General features: G+C 60.5%; 24 protein-coding genes. 15 read left to right on the top strand and 9 right to left on the bottom strand.

Annotated elements, in window-relative coordinates:
* Window positions 1-20: 20 nt before the first annotated feature.
* The gene (locus tag ATE48_RS07915) at window positions 21-581 is read right to left on the bottom strand and encodes a hypothetical protein (protein WP_066769870.1); all 561 of its coding nucleotides are present in this window, start codon (window positions 579-581) and stop codon (window positions 21-23) included.
* A gap of 232 nt (window positions 582-813) precedes the next feature.
* On the opposite strand from ATE48_RS07915, the gene ATE48_RS07910 reads away from it, so the two are divergent.
* Window positions 814-1,284 carry a hypothetical protein gene (locus tag ATE48_RS07910; RefSeq protein ID WP_156767668.1) on the top strand — a complete coding sequence of 157 codons (471 nt, stop codon included), beginning with the start codon at window positions 814-816 and terminating at the stop codon, window positions 1,282-1,284.
* Window positions 1,285-1,867: 583 nt separating this feature from the next.
* Here ATE48_RS07910 and ATE48_RS07905 read toward each other — a convergent pair.
* The 4 genes from ATE48_RS07905 to ATE48_RS07885 all read right to left on the bottom strand — a co-directional run bounded on the left by ATE48_RS07905 (window position 1,868) and on the right by ATE48_RS07885 (window position 4,798).
* Window positions 1,868-2,200: a hypothetical protein gene (locus ATE48_RS07905; protein ID WP_156767667.1), complete on the bottom strand. Its 333-nt coding sequence runs from the start codon at window positions 2,198-2,200 to the stop codon at window positions 1,868-1,870.
* A 686-nt stretch (window positions 2,201-2,886) separates the two neighbouring features.
* Complete coding sequence (locus tag ATE48_RS07895) at window positions 2,887-4,155, bottom strand: ATP-grasp domain-containing protein (protein WP_066769861.1); 1,269 nt, start codon at window positions 4,153-4,155, stop codon at window positions 2,887-2,889.
* Between the two features lie 4 nt (window positions 4,156-4,159).
* Window positions 4,160-4,573, bottom strand: a complete 414-nt coding sequence (locus ATE48_RS07890; protein ID WP_066769859.1) for an OsmC family protein — start codon at window positions 4,571-4,573, stop codon at window positions 4,160-4,162.
* A gap of 18 nt (window positions 4,574-4,591) precedes the next feature.
* Window positions 4,592-4,798, bottom strand: coding sequence for a hypothetical protein (locus tag ATE48_RS07885; protein ID WP_066769857.1), 207 nt, complete (start codon window positions 4,796-4,798; stop codon window positions 4,592-4,594).
* Between the two features lie 197 nt (window positions 4,799-4,995).
* Between ATE48_RS07885 and ATE48_RS07880 the strand changes: the two genes are divergently transcribed.
* From ATE48_RS07880 to ATE48_RS20005, 4 genes are all read left to right on the top strand, one after another.
* Entirely contained in the window at window positions 4,996-5,658 is a 663-nt protein-coding gene (locus ATE48_RS07880) for a hypothetical protein (protein ID WP_156767666.1), read from the top strand.
* 613 nt (window positions 5,659-6,271) lie between these two features.
* Window positions 6,272-6,493 (top strand): hypothetical protein, encoded by a 222-nt coding sequence (locus tag ATE48_RS07875; RefSeq protein ID WP_066769853.1) that lies wholly within the window; start codon window positions 6,272-6,274, stop codon window positions 6,491-6,493.
* Window positions 6,494-6,738: 245 nt separating this feature from the next.
* Window positions 6,739-7,044, top strand: coding sequence for a hypothetical protein (locus tag ATE48_RS07870; protein ID WP_066769851.1), 306 nt, complete (start codon window positions 6,739-6,741; stop codon window positions 7,042-7,044).
* Between the two features lie 248 nt (window positions 7,045-7,292).
* On the top strand, window positions 7,293-7,769 hold the full coding sequence (locus ATE48_RS20005) for a hypothetical protein (protein ID WP_228126853.1): 477 nt from the start codon (window positions 7,293-7,295) through the stop codon (window positions 7,767-7,769).
* A gap of 184 nt (window positions 7,770-7,953) precedes the next feature.
* On the opposite strand, the gene ATE48_RS07860 is transcribed toward ATE48_RS20005, so the two are convergent.
* On the bottom strand, window positions 7,954-8,790 hold the full coding sequence (locus tag ATE48_RS07860; protein WP_066769847.1) for a universal stress protein: 837 nt from the start codon (window positions 8,788-8,790) through the stop codon (window positions 7,954-7,956).
* Window positions 8,791-8,948: 158 nt separating this feature from the next.
* Here ATE48_RS07860 and ATE48_RS07855 point away from each other — a divergent pair, with 158 nt between their 5' ends.
* Window positions 8,949-9,833, top strand: a complete 885-nt coding sequence (locus ATE48_RS07855) for a diacylglycerol/lipid kinase family protein (protein WP_228126852.1) — start codon at window positions 8,949-8,951, stop codon at window positions 9,831-9,833.
* Window positions 9,834-9,888: 55 nt separating this feature from the next.
* On the opposite strand, the gene ATE48_RS07850 is transcribed toward ATE48_RS07855, so the two are convergent.
* The 3 genes from ATE48_RS07850 to ATE48_RS07840 form a co-directional block, all read right to left on the bottom strand.
* Window positions 9,889-11,178 carry a L,D-transpeptidase family protein gene (locus tag ATE48_RS07850; RefSeq protein ID WP_066769843.1) on the bottom strand — a complete coding sequence of 430 codons (1,290 nt, stop codon included), beginning with the start codon at window positions 11,176-11,178 and terminating at the stop codon, window positions 9,889-9,891.
* A 74-nt stretch (window positions 11,179-11,252) separates the two neighbouring features.
* Entirely contained in the window at window positions 11,253-11,555 is a 303-nt protein-coding gene (locus tag ATE48_RS07845) for a hypothetical protein (RefSeq protein WP_066769842.1), read from the bottom strand.
* A 366-nt stretch (window positions 11,556-11,921) separates the two neighbouring features.
* Window positions 11,922-12,449: a Crp/Fnr family transcriptional regulator gene (locus ATE48_RS07840; RefSeq protein ID WP_228126851.1), complete on the bottom strand. Its 528-nt coding sequence runs from the start codon at window positions 12,447-12,449 to the stop codon at window positions 11,922-11,924.
* A 517-nt stretch (window positions 12,450-12,966) separates the two neighbouring features.
* Between ATE48_RS07840 and ATE48_RS07835 the strand changes: the two genes are divergently transcribed.
* From ATE48_RS07835 to ATE48_RS07795, 9 genes are all read left to right on the top strand, one after another.
* Window positions 12,967-13,605 carry a Crp/Fnr family transcriptional regulator gene (locus ATE48_RS07835; RefSeq protein ID WP_066769834.1) on the top strand — a complete coding sequence of 213 codons (639 nt, stop codon included), beginning with the start codon at window positions 12,967-12,969 and terminating at the stop codon, window positions 13,603-13,605.
* Window positions 13,606-13,929: 324 nt separating this feature from the next.
* Window positions 13,930-14,712 carry a sensor histidine kinase gene (locus ATE48_RS07830; RefSeq protein WP_066769833.1) on the top strand — a complete coding sequence of 261 codons (783 nt, stop codon included), beginning with the start codon at window positions 13,930-13,932 and terminating at the stop codon, window positions 14,710-14,712.
* A gap of 14 nt (window positions 14,713-14,726) precedes the next feature.
* On the top strand, window positions 14,727-14,984 hold the full coding sequence (locus ATE48_RS07825) for a GlsB/YeaQ/YmgE family stress response membrane protein (protein ID WP_066769832.1): 258 nt from the start codon (window positions 14,727-14,729) through the stop codon (window positions 14,982-14,984).
* A gap of 158 nt (window positions 14,985-15,142) precedes the next feature.
* A complete protein-coding gene (locus tag ATE48_RS07820) occupies window positions 15,143-16,105 on the top strand; it encodes a lysozyme inhibitor LprI family protein (protein ID WP_066769830.1) in 963 nt (320 codons plus the stop codon).
* 91 nt (window positions 16,106-16,196) lie between these two features.
* Window positions 16,197-16,598 (top strand): host attachment protein, encoded by a 402-nt coding sequence (locus tag ATE48_RS07815; protein ID WP_066769827.1) that lies wholly within the window; start codon window positions 16,197-16,199, stop codon window positions 16,596-16,598.
* A gap of 128 nt (window positions 16,599-16,726) precedes the next feature.
* On the top strand, window positions 16,727-16,990 hold the full coding sequence (locus ATE48_RS07810; RefSeq protein ID WP_066769823.1) for a hypothetical protein: 264 nt from the start codon (window positions 16,727-16,729) through the stop codon (window positions 16,988-16,990).
* Between the two features lie 6 nt (window positions 16,991-16,996).
* A complete protein-coding gene (locus ATE48_RS07805; protein ID WP_066769815.1) occupies window positions 16,997-17,560 on the top strand; it encodes a hypothetical protein in 564 nt (187 codons plus the stop codon).
* 138 nt (window positions 17,561-17,698) lie between these two features.
* Entirely contained in the window at window positions 17,699-18,265 is a 567-nt protein-coding gene (locus ATE48_RS07800; protein WP_083197518.1) for an SOUL family heme-binding protein, read from the top strand.
* Window positions 18,266-18,415: 150 nt separating this feature from the next.
* Window positions 18,416-19,600 carry an efflux RND transporter periplasmic adaptor subunit gene (locus ATE48_RS07795; RefSeq protein WP_228126849.1) on the top strand — a complete coding sequence of 395 codons (1,185 nt, stop codon included), beginning with the start codon at window positions 18,416-18,418 and terminating at the stop codon, window positions 19,598-19,600.
* The last annotated feature ends 5 nt before the right edge of the window (window positions 19,601-19,605 follow it).

Genomic DNA, 19,605 nt, shown 5'->3' with positions numbered 1-19,605 from the left:
GAGCGTCGGTGACCCAAGCGCTAGCGACGTTTGATGGGTGATCGCTCTGCGCGCGTTTGATCTGCGCACGCAAACCACGCCGAGATGATATCTATGTGCTTGGGGTGTTCGGATGTGCGTCCCCAGGACTCCAGTCGATCATAGGCAACAGCTTCCTCAAAGCTCATCACCCTTTGGATCGCAGACACGGCGCAACCGCAGTAACCGACGTCAGTTGGGGCGGCCACGCAGTCGCTCATGAAATTGACGACATAGCTCGCCGTGTATCCTGGTGTGATTGGCGCCGCAGGCGTGGTCACTGGCGGGTTGCAACTATCCATGATGCGCGCGACCGGCGCCATTGAGGTATGCAGCTGTTCGTTTCGAACGGCTTGGTTCATGGCTTGGAAGTCGGTGTAAGTCAGGTCCGTCGTCAGACGTCCGCTGAAGCACGCGCACACATCCTGTGACAAGCCATCCTCAATGCAGGTCTCTATGACTTCCGCCAGATATCGTTCAGGGGCGGGCGCCTCGCTCGCGCTGCCTGTGTGAGAGACAGCAACCAATGCCGCGGCAATGAGCCCGCCAATTACGAAGCGCATGCAACTCTCCCAGGACCTAGTCCGTCGGTGTTGCTGGCGGAAAACGCCACGATCGCCAAGGGCAACTTCTGGCGATCTCCGGCCATCGCGTGCGCAGCACGACCAGCGCTAGCCGTTGGGCAAGTCGGCCCATTGAGGTACAGGACGAGCGGCGTGACATGTTCCTTGAACTGCGTGAGGGTTCTTGCGTAAGGTTTTGTTGCCGAGGTGAGGGACCGGCGGGAGGACTGACATGCGATTGCTAGTGGTAGTTTGCGCCTTGATCGGGGGCTGGATGTCGGCTGCATCGGAGGCGAGCGCGCAGACGAGCTATACGTTGTGGTGCCGCGGCGGCGGTGATCGCCAACAAATGGTGGTGTCGACCAATGTCGACGCTAGCGGGCGCGTCAACACCAGCTTTCAAATCAGCTTCGACCGGATGAGTACATCTGCAACTGCTGCCACGCCACCGGCGCGCGGGGAGTGTTCGTGGTTGGACCGACCGCTGAACGGCGCCGAAAACGGGATCATCAGAGGCAGCTTTCCGAACGTGTCGACGTCATCGACGCTCGATGGCGGCCGTCTGACGGTGATCGACTTCAGCGGCGCAGGCGATGGCGTCCGTGCACTGCAAACGCTGTTTAACGCCTACCGAGACGGACGAGATTTTCGCGTCGAGGTCTATAACGACGGCAGCGTCATGCAGGTCACGCGCGTTCAGTAGAAGTTGCGCTCTTTGCGCCGCTTCCTATGTGTAGATGGAAGCGGCGCAAAGAGCGAAAGGCATCGCGACCAGTTGGCGTTCGTCGGACGCCGTGCGGTGACGGCGAAGGTGTTTGTCGCCTTTGGGCTAGCGAGCGAACGGCGATTTTCGGCCACAACACGTAGGCCCAGCCAGAGCCACGACGGCGTCGTCACAGCACGCACGCCCGAATGCCATCAACTTGCGAAGTAAAATATCGAGGCGGACGCGATAATACATGCGACGCCCCACAAGATCACGACGATCACCATGAATTGGGCGTCGCTGGTGGGCCTGCGCATAATTGCTTTCAGTTCTGGAAGAGCAAACGGCGCCCCACTGGATCAAGGGAGCTGCCTACTAAGTGCGCCGGGTTCAACGGGGGGCGTTTTTCGGCGCAGGTTGGGCATGGCATCAGCGCCACCGCTTTGTCTGTGCGCGAGCGCACACTTGGCTCAGTCTTTTCTTCCAGCGTTTAGGCGCAGCCTTCTGCGCGGATCGTGAGCCGCTCTTGCCAGCTCGGCCGCCTTTGGGCCCTAAAGCCATGACGGCGGCGCCTTGGCTCTTATTGGGATTGACGCTCACCACCGTCCGCACGACCGTTCGATTCCGCTTTCTCTTCGCGGGGCAAAGGGTCAGAAAATGACTCCGGAATGCGTTCGGTTTCTTCGAGCGTCTGGCGGCGATACTCTTGTGGGTCGAGCTTGCAAGCGTTGAATTCGACTTCGAAGCGATGGGTTTGGCCGATGTCTTCGGGCGACACAATCTCCGGCGCCGCGGGGATCAACCTTGAAACATAGGCGTCGCACCAAGACTCGCGCTGCTCGAAGGGAGCATCGGCGCTAGGGGGCGCAGCATAGCTTGGCGTCCGAGGCAGGGTCGTGACGTAGTCATTCATGATTGTCTTGCCTTCGATGGCGCCCGTCGCATGCACTCTGTTGGAGAACGTGATCGTGAATGGCGTTGTTCCCGATCGCTAAAGCCGCACACTGCGCGGCGCGCAGACGCAAGCGAGCCTCAGAGCGCCACCGCCCGTTAGATTATCTTGCGGCGAACGTGACCCGTTGCTGCGCACACCAAGCGATTGATCGCCTATTTGCTGGGGAAGGAGTTTCGAAACGCCCCGACTGGCTCTTTCACCATGGGTTTCGCACGCCGAAGTTCGTACCGTCTCGCCTTCCTCCCAGACGAGTGGCCCGTTGAGAGTGTTGGATCGGATTTGAACTTCGTCAGCGCCGCGTCGGAGCAGCCCGTCGCGGGCGACAGCCTTGGCCAGTTCCAGATCGCCGCTCCACGGGGTGCTTCCAAGGTGAGAGCCCCCTTTGAAGTAGACGAAGATGTAATCAACCCGCACAGCCATCACAGCTCAACGCGGCATCGGCGGTTTAGGACTCATGAGTGGCCGATCTCGGCGACAACACGCCATGGCGTGTCGAAGGTGATCTACGCCACCAATTGAGCGCGCCGGACATTAGAGTAATTGATGGGTGCGCGGGCCGTGGCCCTTCGCGATCGTTTCTCGGCGGGCGGTTACCTCCGTTATGGAGCCAATTCGCGGGGCTGGATCGCTGCGCCAGCGAGGGCTCAGACAAAGAACACCGGCGCAAAGCCGCCGCCCGGAGTGCGGAAGTTGGTGGTCTGGCCCTGGTAGAGCCGCGCCGCCGCAATCAAGATTGCGCCGTCGTATGCATAAAGACGGACATCTACTTTCCTCTGCACCCGTTCTCCATCGAGTTTTATCGTCCGCTCGCTCGGCGGTGCGATGGCCTGCGCGATGTAATCACCGGCGAGGATTTCGGTCCAAACTCCCTTGGTTAGTTTGTCGCCGCGATACACGGCCTTGCCGCCGTGGCCGGCCGCTGGCTTGAAGAAGTAGTTTTTGCGCTCCGCCCAAAGTTGATCGGCGTCCGCTTTGTTTACGCGTAGCGTTTTGGGCACGCCGTTGAGCGTCGCCGCTTGCTCGGCATCTAGTCCCCAGTTGGTGAGTTGTTGAGGATTGGACAACAAAAGAAGATTGCGCTTATCGGCGAGTAGCGCGTGGTTGCGTGGGTTTGGCGTGATCACGACGGCGCCGCCCTCGTAGGCCGCCCTAATTGCCGTCTGTTCGCGCCCCCCAAGGGCGAAGTCGACCAGGCGGTTGTAGATTAGGTCAATGGGGCGCCCGTCATGCTGAAGTAGGTCGCACTTGAAGCGTAGTTCACTTGGATCGACGATCACCGTCTCAATGCCATTTCGTTCGAACAGGCGCTTGGCCAGTAAGAACTCAGGATAGAGATATTGCTCCTGTGGCCGTTCATCGACGATCGCAATGCGCCGCAACGGGTCGGTGCGGCCCTGGCGGCGCCATTCTTCGTTGAACATGGCTATGACGTCGTCATCGAAGGTCGCAAGCGATGACAGCGCAAGGGCGCGCTCGACTTGGGCGCAGCAGGCGATTTGCGCGCGAGCAAGGAACGTATTGAAAAAGGCGCCGCCCGCATTGGTGTTGACCTCAATGAGTCTCGGACCCTCAGGCGTCAGATGAAAGTCGTAGCCCATGAAGACGCCGGCTGCGCCATAATTGACGCGGGCGATTGGGGGCGCCCAGGCCAGCACCGCCTCCTGATACGCGGGCAGGCGTGCGGCGGCTTCGACAGCGTTGACGATCGCCTGCATTGCGTCGCGATCTGCTTTGGGCAGAAACACCGGCGCGTGCGAGAAGAGATGCGGGCGGGTTTGCGTCAGGGTCGCGAAGAAATCGGCGTCACCGAGTTCGTTCTGCAGCGCCCTGGCGAGGGCGTCTTGATCAAGCGTGACACAGAAGCAATCTCGATTGAGCTGGTCGGCCGCCGCGCGCGCTTGTTGAGCAGGCATTGTATCAAATCTCCGCGGCCGCGCGACGGATTACGCCATTGAGCACAGTCGCGGTGGCAATTGTGTTAGACACAGTGCCGTACTTGCGAATGTTCTTGTGCAGCAAATCGAGCCGTTGATCGCTCTCTGGAGTATCGACGATGATCTCATAATCGATGCGGATCATCTTCGGCGGCGCGTCTTGGCGAACGCCATGTAGGCGAACTTCCATGCCGCGCAGATCAAACTTGATCATCGGCGCAACACGCTCAGCACCCTTGATCATGCACGCGGCGATCGATGCGAGGAGCAATTCGGCGGGATTGAAGGCGTCTGCTCGCCCGGCGATATCGGTGTCGAGCGTGATCGAGGCGGCTTTGGTTTCCGCAGTGCTGCCGTGCGCATCAACGCGCCGAGCGCTGACTCGATATTCAAGCATCAGGTTTCAGCCATTTCATTAGATATTCGGCCCTCGGCAAACCGCCGATATCACCAGTTTGCCGTCGATGACGATGCCCGGCGTGGAGGCGGCGTCTTTAGATGCGTGCAGCATCATCACGGAAGCGGCCTTCGTCGTATTGAGCCAACTCAAGGTCGGCCCACGTACCGAAAAGGCCGGTGTCAGCACATAAGACGCGCGCCAAGGCTCCTTGAAGAGGCTCAACGGGCGCTTTCGGCGACAACACGCCAATTGCCGCTTGCGCTAAGTCACTGACTGGAATTGGGCGGTCTCAAATGGTGAGCCCAACACGTACCTTAATTTGAGGTCGTGGAGTGAGGACCGCGCGATCAGTTCTAGCCCCGCAGCATGCCTTGACTGCCATCTATGGTTGGGTAGCTTTGGTCCAGGGGGAGGCAATCATGAAAAACGCAAGAGCTGTGAGCATCGCGTTGGCATGCATGATCGGTGGATGCGCCACGAGCGTTGAGACGATCAGCGTCAATAATGCCGGAATGTCGGCGTATCAAAATCGCACGCTGGTGGCTGTTACCCAGGCCGCCCCGGGCATGACGCCTATGCGGGCGAGCAGCGCTGCTTTTGGAGCAATTGGTGGGCTAGCTATGGCTTCAGCGGCGCGCAATTACGCCTCAGAGCACGGCGTGGTTGATCCTGCGACGCACATTGAAACGCAGCTGACCGCCTTACTGCAGTCGCGATACGGCATCCAAACGGTAGGCGACAGACTCGATATGTCTGCTGTGACGGAACGCACTGACTACCCGATCAATTCCGACCTGCTTTATGTAGACGCAAAGACGTACATGTGGATGCAACGCTATTTCAGCTCAAATTGGGGACGGTTCAGAATCGACTACAGTACCCTTATCCAGATTATCGATGGGGCTACCGGTCGCGCAGTTGCCCAGTACGACTGCAGGAAGTTCATGCCAGAAACGCCCGACGACGCGCCCACGTTGGAAGAACTTGAGGCGAATAACGGAGCGCTGATGAACCAGATGCTCATGCGGATGGCCGATGAGTGCCTTGCAGAGTTCGCCGCAACGTCGCTCCCAGCATCTTGAGTCGATGCGGCAACCGCGCGCCCGTGATCGGACGCCGTTTTCCAGCGCCGATACGAGGGATCGTTGCTCCCGAGCCGTTAAAGGGGACATACGCCTGTTCTACAACGGGTTGCGCAGTAGCGAGGTTGGGTGCAGCGAAGGTCAGCAAAGCCAGACAGGCGGAAGCGAACTTCGCATGCTTGGATTCAAACCACTCGTGCGCGTCATTGGTTCCCCGCAGCGGATGGTTGGCGCCGTGGGAGCATTGCAAAGTCGGTGTTTCAGCTACACCCGATTTGTTTCAAGAGCGCGGACGGTGGACACCTGCGTATCTTCGGAACATCGTGACCTCCTGGCGTGTTGAGCAGCAGGTACATGACATGCTCGATCAACGTCCCATCTTACGCGAATGGCTGCTAGCGACGAGTGTCTTCGTGCTGATCATACTTGTCGGCGCGACCAGCTTAGATTTGCTTTTGACCAACGGGATGCAGTGGGGTGCGGATCCGGTGTCTGCTCCGCCGAGCCAGCTTGCTGGTACTTGGTAGTTGGCGCGGATTATGCGCTGCATCACCACGCGATGGCGCGGCCTTCGGAATAAGGAACGAACTGTCTTTCGAGTTGTTAAGTCAACATGAGCTTTCGAATTGAATATCTCAAAGAGACAACGTGCGAAGACAGCGTGTGCCACGCCCTCGTTTCCCACGGTAAAACCCTAGAAGCTGCAGAAGAGGAGGCCTTCGCTGGCGCGGACCTCGCCAAGCAGCGTGGAGCGACCGGCTTCCAGATCAGGCACCTCAATGCGGTGGACAAGATCGTAGTGATTGCCGACTTCAACGTGTCGCGTAGTGGGTGAGCACGACCGGCCCCATGGAGCCGTTCGGTAACATCGCCGCGTCCGCTCACAAACGGCGTCAGAAAAGCACTTCCCAACTGCAAAAGGCAGGTGTTGGCTGCGAAGGAACAAGCAATCGTCGCTCGAACGCGTATTGGCGCGGAACAAACAGCAGATGAGCGCGTCGTCCTCAGCAAGCGGCGTGCACTGTTGACGCCGTAAGAGACACCATCGCGTGCATCTCGCTCACCCTGAAAGGGTTCAAAATGATCCGTCGTCTCACCACCGCTCTCGCGGTCAGCCTCGCTCTTGCATCCATAGCCGCGCCAGCCATGGCTCAGACCGAGTTCCGCAGCGCTGCGCCGCAAAATTTCTCGTCACAAGAACTTTTGCGGTATGGCCTCGACGCCGCGACAACCGAACGCGCCATCGACCTGCAAAACCAGGGCTATGACATTCGCGTTCTCTCGCAAGCAGAAGCCGCCAATTACCAGGCTGGCATGACCGACAACCAGTGGCTTCTCATCGGCATTCTCGCCGGTGTGATCGTTATCGCGGTAGCGGTCGGTTAGTGTCCCGAGGGCTTTGCCTCGTCGTTCTGTTGCTGTCGCTGTCGGTTGGGGGCTGCGCCTTAAACCCTAATTCCACGATCTCGGAATTTGCCCACAGCAGCGGCCGCAACAGTTTCGAGGTTCTCGAGCGCCGGGCCGGGCCTGCAGCGTTGGTTCTGCCTGTTGAACATGATCGCCAGACTAGGGGGCCCTCGTGCGGCGCGCACGCGCTCGCCAGCGTCGTCAACTACTGGCGTGGCCAGGGCACATTGGAAGGAGACGAACTTTATCACGCCCATCCGCCAGCCGATCCGGCTGGCTATTCCATGGCCGAATTGCTGAGCTTGGCGCGCGGGCAAGGCTTGCTCGCGAGCCCCGTTGCAATGCCTGAGCCGGGACTTGTGGAAGAATTAGAGTCTGGTCGACCCGTTCTCGTCGCGGTGCGATTACCGTCGATCTATGTGCAGCAACGCTCACTGCCTGGGGGCGATATTCCGCTCCTTGGCATCGCGCGCAATACGCTCATTGATCGCGCGGGGCGGGTATCCGAGGCGGGCGAGCTTGCGATGGTTGCCCACTATCTTTTGGTTGTCGGCTATGAGGATGATCGCTTTGTGGTCGTCGAACCCGTCATGGGATACCGGACGATTAGCGCTCGGAGGCTCGCTCGCTATCGTCGATTTTTCGACGATGCCTCCATCGTTTTTAGCGTGCCAGAAACCGCTGCATCCACGCCGGTTTCTTAGGCCGGTTAAACGCCGCAGCGGCTGTTTTCGGCGACAGTAGGCCGGTCGCCGGCTGTTGACGCGAGCCGTCAGGTTTTGAGCGACCAAGTCATTCGTGATTTTGTACGCGACGGCGCACGTTGGCCCTAACTCGCCGGTCGCGAGTTCGGCCCTTACGCCCGATTGAGCGCCATTCGGGCCGCGCTCAGTGTGACATAAGCACCGGTATTTGAGTGGTGTTCATGGCTTCACGCGTGACCCCGCCGATAATCGCTTCCAACAATCGTGGACTGCCGTAGCCACCCATCACCACAAGATCGGCGCCAAGCGCGCCGGCTTGGCCAAACAATGTCGCACCGTCGCTGAAACCGAGCTCACCAGCATGGCGCAGTTCTGCGTGTTTTCCGTGTCGAGAAAGGTGTGAGACGACAGCCTGTCCGGAAGTGTCAGCTTCCGTGCGTGACGCGCCCAACGAGACGCACACCACAGTGATGCCGGCTGCTTTGTCCAGAAACGGCGCCGCGTCGGCAAGCGCCCGCGCCGCCTCGCGCTTGCCATTCCAGCCGACGACAATGTTCGCGCCGATCGACCTGCCGCGCCAAAGCGGAGGTATGAGCAAGAGCGGCCTCCCAGAGTCGAACAACACGCCCTCAGCCATCGCCCTGCGCACGTCTTCCATCGGGGCCGCGCCCGGACGCAACATGATGGTGAGATCTGCTTGGCGCGCCTCAGTGGCTAGGCGCTGGCCTGCGTTCCTGGCGCTAGACGTGAGTTCGCGAATGTCAAATTCGCTCGGCCCCCGTGCGCGGGCTTCGAGCTTGTGCTTTTCCGCTTCAAAACGGCTGCGCAGCCGCGCCTGCGCATCGGCCGAGGCTCTCGCCGCCGCGGCGCCGTCAATCATGGCCGATGGCTCGGACTCGATTTCGATGAGGAGCGCCGTGATCCGTACTTGGGCGGCCCCGGCCACAATCGCGGCGGCCGTCAAAACGGGTTCGTCCGCATCGAGCGAAAGCATCGGACACAAAATATCGCCGAACGCCATGTCTCCAACTCCACGCGCACAATCGCGCAAACAGCGTCGTCAAAGGCGATCGCGTGCATATCTACAATCGCCCAGGCGTGGAATGGTTGCGCAAGCGCACAAAACGGGGCGTTGGGCGCGCTCTATGTGTGTCAGATGGCGGCTAATGGGAGTGTCTGGTGGTTCGTGGTCGACATCAACGCGCGCGGTTTGGCGCCTGGGCGGAGGGGCGGTCAGACATAAAAGCGCTGGTGATCGTCAACGAAGCTGCAGGTTCAGTCGGCCCTGGCGGGCGAGAGAAGCTATGTGTCGAGTTGGAAACCTTGGGTGCGCGCGCCACCAAGTGGGTCGCTGATTTAGATCAGCTTCGCGAGGGTGACGCCGTCGAGGCGGACCTCATCATCGTGCTGGGCGGCGATGGAACGGCAAGCAAAGCAGCTTCGCTGTTTTGTGGCGGCCCACCGCTCGTGTTGTTGCCCGGCGGCACGCGGAATCTCTTGTCCCATGCCCTTTACGGCCTGCACCCCTGGCCAGAAGTGCTGCGTGCGGCGCTAGAGCGCGGGCGCGCTGTTAGACTCACAGGCGGCGAGGCGAACGGACGCAAGTTCTTTGTGGCCGCCATGTTTGGCGCACCGACTTTGTTGGCGGGCGCTCGTGAGGCGGCGCGCTCGGGGCAATTGGATTTAATGGTCTGGGGCCTGAAGCAAGTGCTGACGCGGATGTTCGCACGTCGCATCGCGGTTAGGCCCTTCGGTGGGGTGGCTACGCGCGCGGAGGCGGCTGGCGTGTTGTGTCCAGCCTATCGCGGCGAAGTCGAAGGTGAGAGTCTTGAGTGGGTGCGTCTCAACGCGGTGCACCCTCTCGATCTGTTGCGCGTCGGCATACGCTCGGTCTTCGGCGGCTGGCGGGATGACGCCGCCATCGAGCGCTCTTGGTCTCGCAGCGGAGAAATTCGCGCAGTAGGCGCGGTCCCCGCCGTCTTGGATGGCGAACCCACCACATTCAAGTCGCATGTGCGCGTGCGAATGGTGACGGATGGTCCAAACGTGCTGGTCACGGTTTGATCGCACGCTGAAGTGAAAGTTCGAGTCTTTGGCGATGCCTTGCGCTGTTGTCGGCTTAGGTAGCGCAGTGCTGCACTTGAGCTAGGCCTGCGACGACGGAGACGACCGGCGCGTCGGGCTCGTCCAGCGCGGCAACGACCGCGGCGTCGCGGCGATATAGGTCGTCAAAGTAAACCGCTGCGCCATCTTCGCCCGCTGAAGCGGTGAGATAGAGTATGTAGACCGGCATCGGCGCCGTCAGTGTGATCGCCTTGGTCTTACTTTCCGCGATTGCTGCCTGCAATGCGGTGTGGTCCCAAGCCGGATTGGCAATCACGGCCTCGGCCAAACCGATTATGTTCTCCACGCGGAGGCAGCCGTGACTAAGCGCGCGGTCGTTACGTGAAAATAAACTGCGATTGGACGTGTCGTGGAGGTAGATCGAGAATGGGTTGGGTAAGTTGAAGCGGATCTGCCCGAGTGCATTTCCGGGTCCGGGACGCTGGCGCAGGCGGTGGCGGAACGGCCGCTCGCTCCAATCGATCGAGGCTGGATCAACCACGTTGCCGCTGGAGTCAATCACTTCGAAATTCTCGCGCTCCGCTGCGCTGGGGTCGCGCCGGAACCGCGGCAGGAGTTCGTTACGGAGGATGCTTTGCGGCGGTTGCCAAGTTGGGTTGAGCGTGACCGAGACCATGTTGGCCGAGAAACTAGGCGTTGGCGTGCGCCGGGCGCCCACGATCGCGGCATGCACAATTGGAGGCCCGTCGGCGCGGTGAAGGATCGTTTCGAATTGAGGAATTCTCGCCTCGAGGCGTCGGGCCGGGAGTTCGCGCGGGAGCCAACGCCAACGCTCCATATTCGCGCGGAGTCTGATGAGCCTTGTCTCGCGATCAAGGCCGCTGGGATCAAGCGCACCAAGCGCTTGCGCGGCAGTGCGCGCCAACTCGGCGCGCAGCGCCCGATACTCGAAAGTGCGCGGTAGCAGACCTTGAAGCAGCGAGGAGGGGCTGGCGCCCGCGGCCCGAGCTGCAAGCAGCGCGCCAAGGTCTGGCGGCGATGGCGGTGGAATTCGCCACTGCGGATCGGCGCGCGCGGGATCCGTGGCGCCCTGTGCAAACGAGCGAGCTAGGCTTGAGAATAGCGCGTCAGCGGCGCCGTCGCTTTCAGCTGCTGCTACGGGGTCGTTCGCAGCGAGACGTTCAACGCGCGCGATTTCCGTGAGCGCGGTTTGTTCTGAGGGCAAACCTTCGAGCGGCGCCGCTTCGGCGATGTGCTGCAGATCGGCCAGCGCCGCCGCGCTCCAAAGGCGAGAGCTAGGGGCTGGCGCACCGGCGCGCGCGCACCCAGCTATCGCTAGCGCCAACGCAAGGAGCGTTGCGCGTCCGCACAGTACTCCTATGCGAGCGGCAACGCGCCGTTGCGTTGTTCGAGCTGACGCTATTGGCGTTTTCCGGTTTGGCTGACGGCAAAGCCGAGCAAACCAACAGCCGCCGCCGCGAGCGCCGCTGCGGCGATTGGATGCTCGCGCACCTCTTCACCGGCTGTCTTTGCGAGCTTTGTTGATTGCGTTTTGATCTTCTCAGCGAGAGCAGAAGCGGAATGAATGAAGGTTTGAGCGGATTCCACGACGGCGTCGTCACCGTGTTCGCCGATGTTCTTGGCCATGCGGCCGAGTGCTCTAACGACTGTATCGTAGTCGTCGGACAATTCATCCGTGAGTTTTTTCGCGACGTCAGTCATGTTTGTGTCCTTTGTGAATGATGGGACGCTACGCTCGGGCTCGATGTCTCGCTTGATGCGGATCAATCTTACCGAGAATCAAATTGGACCAACCAACAGATCAGCCTGCGCCGAGCATAATCGTGTGAGCGACGGCGAGAGCGCACGACGCCAACCACAATCCGATCATGATGACGAGGCGGCCCCGGGGCGGGCGGATGTGTGTATGCATCTCAATTCCAATTCAGGAGGGCGGCGGCTCTCTTGGTGGCAAGAGAGCCGCCTTTAGCCCCAAAGGCGGTCTGGCGGGACTAATGCTCTGGAGCGGCACAACTCGTTGCATGGTTGGTTCGCGATGTATGTCCACAACCGCACACTGCAAGCCGCTCAGGTCTCTTCGTTAAGGAGGCGATCGAACTCTCTTTTAGCAACGCCATAGCACTCGCATGACCGCCGCTTCAGGCCGCGACGATCCAAGATCTCTACGTTCCCGCGGGTATAGGTGATGAGACCGGCGTGTTGAAGCGCGCCAGCTGCGCGCGAGACGCCAGTTCTCTGCACGCCCAGCATCATTGCCAGAAACTCTTGCGTCAGCAAAAATTCATTCGACTGCATGCGGTCGTGGGTCATGAGCAGCCAGCGACAACAACGCTGCTCCAGCGTGTGATAGTGATTGCAAGCTGCTGATTGAGCTACTTGATTGAAGAGGGCGTGCACATATCGCAGCATTACAGCCTGCATTGAGGGGCTGCGCGCCAGCTCTTTCCTGAACAGGGCGGCTGTCATCTTCAGGCCGCCGCCTGGCACCTGGATGTAAACGCTGGTTGGCGCCTTATCATCGCCAAGCACCAGCGGCAGGCCAACAATTCCTTCATTGCCGATTGTGCCGACTTCAGACGCTTGGCCGTTGGCCATCGTGTTCACCAACGAACCGACGCCGGTCTCAATAAAATAGACGAACTCGATCGGCTTGTTCGCTGCGTACAGTGGTTGCCTGTATTCGAGCGGAATGCGGTGAAGGTGCGGACGAAGACGTGCGTAATCTTTCGCTGACAGTAAGCTCAGCAATCGGTTCGCTGGCGCGTCCTCGGCTCTGGCGCCGGTCACCATCTTGTGCTCCTCTGGTGGCTCCCGCGAAGGACGCAAAATGCTCTCTCCCACCTGTGCGAGAGCTCGGGTTTCATATTCTCAGGCTTGCGAGGCGTATTGACGCCGCCGCGCGCCAGGTGTTGCCGCAGCGTTGCGCCTCACGGCCGCGTTGCGCAAGCAGGAATGTCCGAGAGAAGACATTACTCGACTCTTGGCGGCAAAGTCCGTCAAGGTTCCCGCCGGGCAGTGAGAGTCAGCGTTCGGTGCGAGCAGGCCGTGCAAGATGGGCCGGCCGTTATTGAGCATCGTCGCGAATACCGAGGCCCCTCAGGAAAGATTTGTCATGTCTAAAGAGTTTGAGTTCGACCCAAAGGTCTTTCTGGCAGCCGCAAATCACACGCACGCATACTCGGCCGGCGATGTTATATTTTTGCAAGGCGATGCTGCGGACGCCGTGTTCTATGTCCACCGCGGCGAGATCAAAATTGTCGTAACGTCCGAGGAGGGCAAGGAGGCTGTTGTCGGCATTCTCAAGTCTGGTGAGTTCTTCGGTGAAGGCTGCCTGGTGGGGCAGACTTTGCGGCTCGCCTCGGCAGTGGCCCTGACCGACTGCAGCGTGACGCGCACGGAAAAGGGCGACATGGTTCGTGCGCTGCACGCGGAGCCGGCGTTCGCGGAGCTGTTCATGACGTACCTGCTTACGCGCACCAGCCGGGTCGAAGCGGATCTCGCCGACCTGTTGTTCAATTCGAGCGAGAAGCGCCTCGCACGGGCGCTGTTATTGCTGTCGAATTTAGGCAAGGATGGCGCGCCTCAAGTGATCACGACGAAGGTAAGCCAGGAGACGCTGGCTGCAATTGTTGGGACGACGCGCTCACGCATCAATCACTTCATGAACAAGTTCCGCAAGCTCGGGTTCATTGAATACAACGGCAGCATTCACGTGCATTCTTCGTTGCTGAGCGTCTTGCTGCGCGATTAGTTTGATCGGCGGATGTGCGGTTTTGGCGCAGACGCTGTGGCGCAGCAGCGTTTCCTATGGCGTGGGAAATTACCCGCGACGGGCTCTTCGCACTGTTTCCTCTATCAAATTGTTCAGAGCGTCGTTTTCAGCGGCGCCCCATCTTTATGGTGCTGGCCCAACCCGCTGGCCACGAACTCACTTATGGCGCCGGCTTCGCCGCAGGTTTTGGGCCGATGTGTGCGGAATCGGACAGTATTGATCTCTCGCAAGTCCTACCATTGTCGTGCGTCCAGCGTATTGACGGGGGTGCGAGTGTCTAGAGCGCCAAGGAATGGTCATGAAATGAGCGCTGCACATGCGCGTCGCGCAGGCGCTCATCGTCCGGCGCATCTCATCATGTCGGCGCGACATGCCGTGCGGTACGAATGCGAGCAATACGATGGCGTTTGCCCGGTCGCAGAGTTGCGTGCGGCGCTCACTCGCGAGGCAGCGCTGCTGCGCGAGAAAGACGCGCTGATGGAAATGCAGGCGACGCTGAGCCGGGAGTCGGATCATCGGTTCTTGAACAATCTCCAGATGGTTTCGAGCTTGCTGTCGATGCAGAGCCGGGCCGCGGGCAACCCAGAGGCGGCGACCGCATTGAGGCTCGCGGCCGATCGCGTCGCAACGATTGGGCGCATTCACCGCCATCTGCATTCCAATGACGGCGTTCAAAGCGTCGCCTTCAAGCGCTTCTTGCAAGAGCTTTGCCGTGATGTCATGGGGATGATGACGTCGGACGCATGCGCCGCGCGGAGCATTTCGGTTGAGGGCGTCGAACTTCAACTGCCCACCGCCATTGGCATTCCGCTTGGCTTCATCGCGAGCGAACTGATCACCAACGCTCTCAAATACGGCGACGAAGCGGTCGTCGTTCGGCTTGAATCAAATCTGTGCAACGAGTGCGCGCTTTCGGTCGAAAACACCGGCCCCGCGCTTGCGGAGGGATTTGATCCCGCCGCGAGCAAAGGCTTCGGTATGCGTATCATTCGATCATTTGTTGCAATTATCGGTGGTGAGCTTCGCCTCGGTCGAGGCGAAGACGGCCGAGGCGCGCGTTTCACCGTGTTGTTCTCATCGTCTTAGGGGGAGGGCGCGTCATGTCACTCGAAACACTTTTGATCTGGTTGTTGATTGGCGCGATTGCGGGGTCGCTCGCAGGCATCATTGTCAAGGGCTACGGCTTTGGTCTTGTCGGCAACATCGTCGTTGGCATCCTGGGCGCAGTCTTTGGCGGCTGGTTGTTTGGCGCGCTAGGGCTTGGGCTCTCGTTCGGGATTGTCGGCACGATCCTCGGCGCGACCATGGGCGCTGTGCTTGTTCTACTCATCATCAGATTTGTACGGCGCGCGAGTTGACGAGATTTGCGCCCCTCGATGGCGCGAGAGCGGTGCTGCGTGTGTTTTGTCTTGGTGCGGACAGTCCCGTTTGTTTGATGCCGATCAAAAAAGGGCGCGGAAATTCTTGGCTAGTGTTGCGGCGAGGCGGGACGTTTCGAACAGTAAGGACGTCTACGATGAAAATGAAACGGATGAAGCGGGCGCCCGTCCGGGCGCTCACGATGCGCGCATGCGTGTTCGCCGCAGCTAGCATATCGCTTCTTGCTTTCGCGCAGCCTGCATCAGCGCAAAACCAGGACGATCGCTACCGGGGTGATTCGGAGCCCGGGTATCGCTATCGCGACACCTCCCAGGCCGATGTGGACGCGGCAGAGCGCCGTCTCGCAGATGTCTATCAGCGCCGGATTACTGAAGCGCGCGCCGCTGACCGCTCGTGGCGCCGCAATCGCCCGCGCAATTGGTACAGCCAGGAGACGGCGCTGCGCAACGCCGAGCGCTATTGGATTGCCTATCGTGACGCCGATTGCCGCTACCTGGCGCAGCCTTATGCCGGCCGGCGACAGTATGACGGCTACCTCCGTGGCTGTCTCGTTGATCGCACCAACGAACGGACAACAGATCTTCGTCAGTCTCGTCTGACGGTCGCCGACAACGACGATCGCGATCAAAGATGGCGTCAGCGCTATGAGCGGACCTACAGCTACAATGATGACACCTTCTATCAACAGTGCCGCAACGGTCCCGATCCGGCAGCCGTCATCGCCGGCGGGCTGATCGGAGGTCTGATCGGCAATGCGGCGGGCCGCGACGACAATAACACCGGCGCCACGATTGCCGGCGTCGTTGTAGGCGCCGCGATCGGCGCGGTTTTGACCAACAACATGGAATGCACCGATCGCAGCTATGCTTATCGGACCTATTATGACGGCTTAAATGCCAACCGTCCGAACACCGATTACGATTGGCGCAATCAGAGCAATGGCAACTATGGCCGGTTCCACGTCGATCAGTATTACGACGATCCGGATGGGTTCCGGTGCGCGACCTATCGCCAATCTGCGACCATCAACAGACGCGCGCGGGAAACTCAAGGCCATGCCTGCCAACAACCCAATGGCGTGTGGGTCGTCGTCGATTGAATGTGTGTTGCGGCGTCGATTGACGCGAGCAGGCGGCGGCGGTCCAGGTAACCGCCGCCGTGCGTCTAGGATTGGAAGTCAGGAGAAACGCATGCTGTTGCCTCATGGGGCCGTTGTCGCCGTTGTCGATGGCGAAAAGCTTGAGCTTTATCGCAACACCGGCAACGAGGCCGCGGCGGAGCTTTCGCGAATGGATGCGCCGAAACTCGACGAGCACAATAAAGGTTCTGGCGATCGTCATATTACGAGTTCGGCCAACCCCGGACATCTTTTGGTTGAGGATGCGCACGCCGCAGCAGTGGTCGGCTGGCTTAATCAAGCGGCGACAAAAGCGGAGATAAAGCACCTTGTTGTTGTTGCGCCACCGCGGACCTTGGGCGAGATGCGCCGGCACTACGACAAGCAACTCGCAGCGATACTTGTGGGAGAAGTGCACAAGGAACTGATTGGTCGAGGCGGAGCTGACGTGCTCGCGGCGCTGCAGGTCAAATGACGAGGCATTGAGTACGGCGCCGGTCATCGCTCCCGCTTGTGAGATTTCGTCGATTGAGGTTGCGCAAGATCAAGCAGTATTCGTGGTCATCGCTCTAACGTCGCTCCACTGATGAATGAGGAAAGCCAATGCAAGCCAAGACAATGTTCGCCGCACTCGCCGTGCTGGCATTTGCCGGACTTGGCGGTTGCAACCAGGAAGGCAGTTCTGAGAAGGCCGGCGAGAATATGGACTCCGCCATCGAAGAAGCCACGCAAGGCGAGGTTGATCGCGGCGATGGCGCCCTTGAGAACGCCGGCGAGGCGATCGATCAAGCGACCGGGCGCGAGAACGATGATCCTGCCGATGCGATCCATGACGCAACCGACGACAACTCAAATACTCAGCCCTAACTGGCGATGGACGGCGCCCGTGCATTCGCCTTGAGTGTGTGCCTCCTGGCGGTGAGCGGATGCGCTGCGACGACGTACGCGCATCGGACCGGAGACAATCGCGTTGGCGACGCCGTCGGGGAGCCGTTTCGCGACACCGGCTGGACCCGTGAAAATCCGCCAGAGGTTCTGATACGCGCCGCCGCTGCGCCCTATGCGTTGCCTGCCGATACTGAATGCAGCGCAATCCTCAACGAGATCGCGGCGCTTGATCTGGTGCTCGGCCCTGACCTTGATGACCCGCTCGCGCACGAAGAGGAGTCCGATCTCGATGCTTCAGGTCTTCTGTCTGGTGCGATAGGAGGCGTACTGAGGCTACCTTATCGCAGTATTGTGCGCAGATTGTCCGGCGCCTCTGGAAGGGAGCGTTTCCTGCGTGACGCCATTTTTGCCGGCATGGTGCGGCGCGCGTTTTTGAAGGGCTTGTCGCGTGCGGCTTGCGCCCCCGCTGTGGTTGAGGCTGGAGCGGCGACGGCGTCGCCCGAAGCACCGCCGTCAGATGCGCCGAGCGTCCCTGCGGAACGGCCATGACCGATGCAAGTTCTATCAGCAACTGTCAGACGGGTGTGCGATCGAATTGAACCAAGAGGAGCCGACGTTCGTAACACCGTCATGAGAAATGCACTGATAGGCCTGTTGTGCGCCTTGTTTATGTTTGGAGGCGAGGCCATGGCGACCGAGGAACCTGCGTTCACTGTCGCGTTTCACGAGGGCGACTTCGAAGTGCGCGACTATTCCGCGCTCGTCGTCGCCGAAGTCAGCGTCTCCGGTAGTCGTGACGAGGCTTCCAATGCTGGCTTTCGCTTACTTGCTGGCTACATCTTTGGCGGCAACACGCGCCGCCAAAGCATCGCGATGACGGCGCCGGTGGTGCAGGAGCGTGCATCGGGCGAGACTATCGCGATGACTGCGCCTGTCACCCAATCGGGAGAGGAGGGCGCGTGGATTGTCCGCTTCACGATGCCCGCCAATTACACATTGGAAACGCTGCCAACGCCGAATGACGCGCGCGTGCGCCTCGTTCCGATGCCGGCGGCGCGCTACGCCGTGGTGCGTTTTTCAGGATTGTCGCGTCCGGCTGATGTCGAGCGCCGGACCGAAGAGCTGAGGACGTTCATAGCGCGACAGCAGCTTCGGGCGGCGGGTCCTGCCTCGCTTGCGCGCTATAATCCGCCATGGACGCTCTGGTTCATGCGGCGCAACGAGGTCTGGATACCGGTTCTTCGGACCGTGTAAGCGTGGGCGGTCCGATTGGGCGTAAGGCTCGCGCCAGAAGCGTCCCGGCGTGCTCGCCCACATGAATGCGCCTATGGTTCGAAGGAACCTTTGTGCGCGCAGCGAGCCGAAGAGCTTCTCTGTGCGGCGCGGCGAGCTGAAAGTATTCGGATGACGGAAGATGCAAGCGTCGCTACGCCGCCGCCGCCTTTCAAAGGTGGCGCGCGTTTGATGGCTGACGCTCTGAGCCGCCGCGTGGAGACGCTTCTCTCAGATCCCAAGCGCCGTCCTGTTGTGCTTATTGCGCTCTTGGTGGGCGTTCTGCTCTTTTCGGGACTTGGCTGGTGGCTCTCGCGGCCCCCCGAGATTGCGGTTGTTGAAATTCAACCAGGCCCTGTTGAGATTGCTCTCTCCGTCGTTGCTCGCGTGCGGCCCGACAACCTCGTTGATGTGCGCTCGCCGAATGCGGGTCAGGTCATTCGCTTGCTGCATGACGATGGCGATCTGATAGCGGCGGGCGCGCCTCTCGCCATTGTTCGCTCGACAGTGGAGCAAGCGCAAGCTGACGCCAACAGCGCGCGCGAGCGCGCCGCACGCGCCGAACTCGACCGGGCCCAACTGGCGTTCAACCGGACGCGCACGTTAGCGGATAGGGGCTTTGCCTCTGCCGCAGCGCTCGATGAAGCGCGAGCGACGCTGCGTTCAGCTCAAGCAGGCCTCGCGGCTGCGTCCGCTGAGCGCCGCGCCACTGCCGCGCAGACGCGGGAGTTCACAATTCGAGCGCCGATGGCAGGCGTCGTTCTGGTGCGCCCCATCGACAACGGCCAGGTCATCTCTCCGGAAACGACCTTGTTTCAGCTCGGCTCTCGCGACGACATCGAGCTTCAAGCAGATGTTGACGAAGCCTATGGCGATGTTCTGCGAACCGGCATGGAGGCGCGCGCAGCGCTTTCGGGGTCCGATGAGATATTCGCCGCTCGCATCAGCGAAGTGTCGCCCCGCGTGGATCCGACGACAGGCGGGCGCTTGATTAAGCTTGCGCCTGTCGAGCCGGCGAGCATCCCGCCAGGACGGTCTGTCGACGTAACGATTATCGTCGCTCGTCGCGAGCAAGGAATCGCGGTGCCGCGCCAAACAATCATCGACGCCAGCACGGAACCAAAAGTCTATGTGGTTGATGCGAATGACCGCGTCATCGCGCGAGCCATCGAAATTGCCGATTGGCCATCTTTGAACGCGATCATTGACAGTGGGCTCGCCCGTGGTGACCGGGTAGTGCTCGCGCCGGCCGACACCAGAGCAGGGGCTCATGTTCGCGCCCGCGCGCAGGCCCCCATTTCGACGCCGGCGAGTTAGCGCCC

This window comes from Candidatus Viadribacter manganicus (assembly GCF_001679665.1).
Lineage (GTDB): Bacteria > Pseudomonadota > Alphaproteobacteria > Caulobacterales > Aquidulcibacteraceae > Vitreimonas > Vitreimonas manganica.
Note: the sequence above shows the minus strand (reverse complement) of the source record. Positions and strands in the feature narration are given on the sequence as shown.

What these genes read in the sequence shown, in the direction of transcription:
- ATE48_RS07800 (WP_083197518.1), top strand. Translation starts at nt 17,699, where the DNA reads ATGGCGACCGAGGAACCTGCGTTCACTGTCGCGTTTCACGAGGGCGAC.
- ATE48_RS07820 (WP_066769830.1), top strand. Translation starts at nt 15,143, where the DNA reads ATGAAAATGAAACGGATGAAGCGGGCGCCCGTCCGGGCGCTCACGATG.
- ATE48_RS07815 (WP_066769827.1), top strand. Translation starts at nt 16,197, where the DNA reads ATGCTGTTGCCTCATGGGGCCGTTGTCGCCGTTGTCGATGGCGAAAAG.
- ATE48_RS07795 (WP_228126849.1), top strand. Translation starts at nt 18,416, where the DNA reads ATGACGGAAGATGCAAGCGTCGCTACGCCGCCGCCGCCTTTCAAAGGT.
- ATE48_RS07915 (WP_066769870.1), bottom strand. Translation starts at nt 581, where the DNA reads ATGCGCTTCGTAATTGGCGGGCTCATTGCCGCGGCATTGGTTGCTGTC.
- ATE48_RS07860 (WP_066769847.1), bottom strand. Translation starts at nt 8,790, where the DNA reads ATGGCGTTCGGCGATATTTTGTGTCCGATGCTTTCGCTCGATGCGGAC.
- ATE48_RS07805 (WP_066769815.1), top strand. Translation starts at nt 16,997, where the DNA reads ATGGACGGCGCCCGTGCATTCGCCTTGAGTGTGTGCCTCCTGGCGGTG.
- ATE48_RS07910 (WP_156767668.1), top strand. Translation starts at nt 814, where the DNA reads ATGCGATTGCTAGTGGTAGTTTGCGCCTTGATCGGGGGCTGGATGTCG.
- ATE48_RS07825 (WP_066769832.1), top strand. Translation starts at nt 14,727, where the DNA reads ATGTCACTCGAAACACTTTTGATCTGGTTGTTGATTGGCGCGATTGCG.
- ATE48_RS07880 (WP_156767666.1), top strand. Translation starts at nt 4,996, where the DNA reads ATGAAAAACGCAAGAGCTGTGAGCATCGCGTTGGCATGCATGATCGGT.
- ATE48_RS07830 (WP_066769833.1), top strand. Translation starts at nt 13,930, where the DNA reads ATGAGCGCTGCACATGCGCGTCGCGCAGGCGCTCATCGTCCGGCGCAT.
- ATE48_RS07870 (WP_066769851.1), top strand. Translation starts at nt 6,739, where the DNA reads ATGATCCGTCGTCTCACCACCGCTCTCGCGGTCAGCCTCGCTCTTGCA.
- ATE48_RS07835 (WP_066769834.1), top strand. Translation starts at nt 12,967, where the DNA reads ATGTCTAAAGAGTTTGAGTTCGACCCAAAGGTCTTTCTGGCAGCCGCA.
- ATE48_RS07905 (WP_156767667.1), bottom strand. Translation starts at nt 2,200, where the DNA reads ATGAATGACTACGTCACGACCCTGCCTCGGACGCCAAGCTATGCTGCG.
- ATE48_RS07810 (WP_066769823.1), top strand. Translation starts at nt 16,727, where the DNA reads ATGCAAGCCAAGACAATGTTCGCCGCACTCGCCGTGCTGGCATTTGCC.
- ATE48_RS07895 (WP_066769861.1), bottom strand. Translation starts at nt 4,155, where the DNA reads ATGCCTGCTCAACAAGCGCGCGCGGCGGCCGACCAGCTCAATCGAGAT.
- ATE48_RS07890 (WP_066769859.1), bottom strand. Translation starts at nt 4,573, where the DNA reads ATGCTTGAATATCGAGTCAGCGCTCGGCGCGTTGATGCGCACGGCAGC.
- ATE48_RS07875 (WP_066769853.1), top strand. Translation starts at nt 6,272, where the DNA reads ATGAGCTTTCGAATTGAATATCTCAAAGAGACAACGTGCGAAGACAGC.
- ATE48_RS07840 (WP_228126851.1), bottom strand. Translation starts at nt 12,449, where the DNA reads ATGGCCAACGGCCAAGCGTCTGAAGTCGGCACAATCGGCAATGAAGGA.
- ATE48_RS07845 (WP_066769842.1), bottom strand. Translation starts at nt 11,555, where the DNA reads ATGACTGACGTCGCGAAAAAACTCACGGATGAATTGTCCGACGACTAC.